Annotated in this window: 4 protein-coding genes and 1 pseudogene; all 5 read right to left on the reverse strand. The window is 42.6% G+C overall.

Annotated features, from left to right (window positions below; translation table 11 throughout):
• Positions 1-1,253 (reverse strand): elongation factor G (gene fusA, locus ABUA34_RS13810; RefSeq protein ID WP_349823501.1); only part of this gene is annotated, 1,253 nt, incomplete at its 3' end.
• A gap of 140 nt (positions 1,254-1,393) precedes the next feature.
• A complete protein-coding gene (gene rpsG, locus ABUA34_RS13815; RefSeq protein WP_004850607.1) occupies positions 1,394-1,864 on the reverse strand; it encodes a 30S ribosomal protein S7 in 471 nt (156 codons plus the stop codon).
• Positions 1,865-2,030: 166 nt separating this feature from the next.
• Complete coding sequence (rpsL, locus tag ABUA34_RS13820) at positions 2,031-2,450, reverse strand: 30S ribosomal protein S12 (RefSeq protein ID WP_004850608.1); 420 nt, start codon at positions 2,448-2,450, stop codon at positions 2,031-2,033.
• A 93-nt stretch (positions 2,451-2,543) separates the two neighbouring features.
• Complete coding sequence (locus tag ABUA34_RS13825) at positions 2,544-3,086, reverse strand: hypothetical protein (protein ID WP_015534191.1); 543 nt, start codon at positions 3,084-3,086, stop codon at positions 2,544-2,546.
• A gap of 179 nt (positions 3,087-3,265) precedes the next feature.
• Positions 3,266-4,667: pseudogene (locus ABUA34_RS13830) on the reverse strand (DNA-directed RNA polymerase subunit beta'); the annotation flags it as partial.

Here is a 4,667-nt window from a genome sequence, read left to right on the forward strand (position 1 = left end):
ATCTTACCCTGATCATTCTTGGTCTTAGGCTCGATAGCAAGCTCAATAACTGGCTCTGGGAATTCCATTGACTCAAGGATAACTGGATGCTGCTCATCACAGATTGTGTCACCTGTAGTTGTAAGCTTGAAACCTACAGCAGCTGCGATATCTCCTGAGTAAACCTTATCAATCTCTTTACGAGCGTTGGCATGCATCTGTACGATACGTCCTACACGCTCCTTCTTATCCTTTGTTGCATTCAGTACATATGAACCTGAGTTCAGTGTACCTGAGTAAACTCTGAAGAATGCAAGCTTTCCAACGAATGGATCTGTCATGATCTTGAATGCAAGAGCTGAGAATGGCTCATCATCTGATGAATGACGAACAACCTCGTTACCGTCTGGATCAACACCTGTGATATCAGGGATATCTGTTGGTGCTGGCATGTACTCGATAACACCGTCAAGCATCTTCTGAACACCCTTGTTCTTGTAAGCTGAACCAAGGAATACAGGAACTGCCTCACATGCGATAGTTGCTCTACGAAGAACCTTCTTCATCTCATCGATTGATGGCTCCTCGCCCTCAAGGTACATCATCATTAAGTCGTCATCTAACTCGCAGATCTTCTCGACAAGGTTCTCATGCCACTTGTCTGCAAGCTCTTTAAGGTCATCAGGGATAGTTGTGATCTCGATGTCCTCGCCCTTATCATCTTTGTAGTAGTATGCTTCCATCTCGAACAGATCGATCAGACCGATGAAGTCTGACTCTTTTCCGATAGGGATCTGTACTGGAATTGCATTCTTGCCCAGACGATCAATGATTGTCTGAACTGAGTAGAAAAAGTCTGCACCCATTTTATCCATCTTGTTGATGAATGCCATACGAGGTACATTGTATGTGTCAGCCTGACGCCATACGTTCTCTGACTGAGGCTCTACACCAGCCTTAGCATCGAATACACCTACAGCTCCGTCAAGTACACGAAGTGAACGCTCAACCTCAACAGTGAAGTCAACGTGTCCCGGAGTATCGATGATGTTGATTCTGTGCTCTAACGCGCCAGCCTTTGGTTTGTGATGATCCTCAAGTGTCCAGTGACATGTTGTAGCAGCTGAAGTAATTGTTATACCTCTCTCCTGCTCCTGCTCCATCCAGTCCATGGTAGCTGTACCGTCATGAGTATCACCAATCTTATAGTTAACACCAGTATAGTATAAGATACGCTCTGTAAGAGTTGTCTTACCTGCATCGATATGAGCCATAATACCAATGTTTCTTGTTCTGTCCAATGGATATTCTCTTCCAGCCAACGGATTGTCCTCCTTTTGCTAATTTTCGTAACACATCTATTGTGTCCCATATACACATAAGCATGCATGCAAATGCATGCTCACACAGATAACTAGAATCTGTAGTGAGCGAATGCCTTGTTTGCCTCTGCCATCTTGTGCATGTCTTCTTTTCTCTTTACAGATGCACCTGTGTTGTTAGCTGCATCCATGATCTCCTTCGCAAGTCTCTCTTCCATAGTCTTCTCACTTCTTGCACGTGAGAAAGCTGTTAACCAACGAAGTCCGAGAGCCTGTCTTCTGTCAGGTCTTACATCGATAGGTACCTGGTATGTTGCACCACCGATACGTCTAGCCTTAACCTCGAGGAGTGGCATGATGTTGTTCATAGCCTCTTCGAATACCTCTAATGCAGGCTTACCAGTCTCTTCTGCGATACGATCAAATGCACCGTAGACGATCTTCTGTGCTACACCCTTCTTACCATCTAACATAATGTTGTTGATAAGCTTTGTAACGACCTTATTGTTGTAAATTGGATCCGCTAATACGTCTCTCTTTGCGATATGTCCTTTACGTGGCACGGTTCTTCCCTCCTTAATTATTTATTAAATCTTCGGTACTCACATTCTCTATATAATTATGGAATGTGTTCGTGCTGTTATCTGTCTTAATTGTTTCTATCTGAATTATTATCTATATAAAAACATGACCTTACCAGCACAAATTAGAATTGTGTTCTAGCATGTTTTATTTTGCATCCTTAGGACGCTTTGCACCATACTTTGAACGAGCCTGACGTCTCTTTGCTACACCTGCTGTATCAAGAGTACCTCTGATGATATGGTATCTTGTACCAGGTAAGTCCTTTACTCTTCCACCACGGATAAGTACAACGCTATGCTCCTGAAGGTTGTGACCCTCACCTGGGATATAACTTGTTACTTCGATTCCGTTTGAAAGACGTACTCTGGCGATCTTTCTAAGAGCTGAGTTAGGCTTCTTAGGAGTAGCTGTCTTAACTGCTGTACAAACTCCTCTCTTCTGTGGTGAGCTTGTCTCTACTGGCTTCTTCTTGAGTGAGTTGAAACTTCTCTGAAGAGCTGGTGCAGTTGACTTCTTCTCTACTGTCTGTCTTCCTTTTCTAACTAACTGGTTAAATGTTGGCATGTTTTCACCTCCTGTATATAAATTAAAAATGATAAAGCATGTTTTTACGCATGCTTTATCATTATATAGTCGAGTATTTTCTCTGTCAAGCATTTATTTGACAAATATTTTCTTAACGAACTCAAAGACTCTCTCTGTTTCCATTGCCAGTCTGGCTTGATCAAATTCTGTATAACCTTCATTTACAAGAAACGCCTGTCCCATTATATATTTGTGCATTTCCTCATTTATCTGATCTGCAACAATCTCATCACAGTGAAGTGTCTCAACTAACATCTTCTCTGTCCTGGTATCCTTAAACAGTCCATGTCCCGAGTCATTGTCTGCAACGAGCTGTCTGAACAACACCCTCTCACTGTCTGCAAACTCACAGACAATAGTGGTCTGGCTGACATAATCCGCATTCTCTTTCTTACACAGACTTGTCTTCAGGGAACCGTAAACCTCATTTATACGCTCTGTTGTAATCTCTATAACAGCTCCCATATCAACAAAATTCTCATATATTGGTTGTGTTGAACAGGAAATCTCTTTTGCCAGTTTTCTTGCTGTTATTGCGGCAATTCCTTCTCTTCTGGCAAGGTTATACGCCGCTTCTAATATACCTTCTTTATTGATTTTCTTTACAGCAGCCATATTATTCCATTTCTTTCTTACTAAATATTTCCAAAAAGAAATCCGGCATATCCTATTTCTCACAGGTATATCTGAATACCTTTATGAGAAATTGACATATCCCGGATTCCCCTTATATCCTTCATGTCGAGCAGCTTCGCAGCCACTACTTTTTTATATACATCCAAGCAAATGAGTGATTACTCTTCGTCAGCATCTCCGGCTGTATCGAGGGTCTCAAATACGATCTCCTCTGAATTTACATTCTCTAACTCTTCGTAATCATCTGTATCCTCATCTTCATCAAAGAAGTTAAGCTCTTCCATATCAGTGTCAAGCTTTACTGAACGATATCTCTTCATTCCTGTACCAGCAGGTATAAGCTTTCCGATGATAACGTTTTCCTTAAGTCCGATAAGTGGATCAACCTTACTCTTGATCGCAGCATCTGTAAGAACCTTTGTTGTCTCCTGGAATGATGCAGCCGACATAAATGAATCAGTTGCAAGTGATGCCTTTGTTATACCAAGCATTATCTGTGTTCCAGTTGCAGGCTCCTTGCCCTCTGCGATAAGCTTCTCATTTGTATCTTCAAACTCAAGCAGATCTGCCTGTGTTCCTGGAAGATAATCTGAATCTCCCGGCTCATCAATTATGATCTTCTTAAGCATCTGTCTTACGATGATCTCAATGTGCTTATCATTGATATCAACACCCTGAAGTCTGTAAACCTTCTGAACCTCACGGAGCATGTAATCCTGAACTGCACGAACACCCTTTATCTTAAGGATATCATGTGGATTAACTGATCCCTCTGTAAGCTCATCACCAGCCTCAAGTACCTGATCATCAAGAACTCTGATACGTGAACCATAAGGAATAAGATATGCCTTTGACTCACCTGTCTCATCGTTTGTTATGACAACCTCTCTCTTCTTCTTGTTGTCACGGAGCTGTACCTTTCCGCCAAACTCTGCAATGATCGCAAGTCCCTTTGGCTTTCTGGCCTCGAAAAGCTCCTCAACTCTTGGAAGACCCTGTGTGATATCGCCACCGGCAACACCACCTGTATGGAATGTTCTCATTGTAAGCTGTGTACCAGGCTCACCGATTGACTGTGCAGCGATAATTCCAACTGACTCACCAACCTGTACAGGCATTCCTGTTGCCATGTTCGCACCGTAGCACTTTGCACACACACCGAGGTGTGACTTACATGTGAGGACTGTTCTGATCTTAAGCTTTGCATCTGATCTTACAACTTCGTTTCCATCGTCATCCTTAACGGTGAATGGAACGCCGTTGGCATCGACACCCTTCTTAACAATGAGCTCAGCTCTCTTAGGAGTTACCATATGATTTATCTTGACAAGCATGTTGCCCTCTGCATCATATACAGACTCTGCAAGGTAACGTCCTGTGATTCTCTCCTGAAACTCCTCGATCATTTCCTTGCCCTCTCTGAAGGCCTCAATGACCATACCCGGAATTGAATCTCTTCCTATACTACAATCAGGCTCTCTGATTATAAGATCCTGTGATACATCTACAAGTCGTCTTGTCAGGTATCCTGAATCGGCTGTACGAAGAGCTGTATCTGAC

The organism is Coprococcus sp. RTP21428st1_C9_RTP21428_210409 (assembly GCF_040227395.1).
Taxonomy (GTDB): Bacteria; Bacillota; Clostridia; order Lachnospirales; family Lachnospiraceae; genus Coprococcus; species Coprococcus aceti.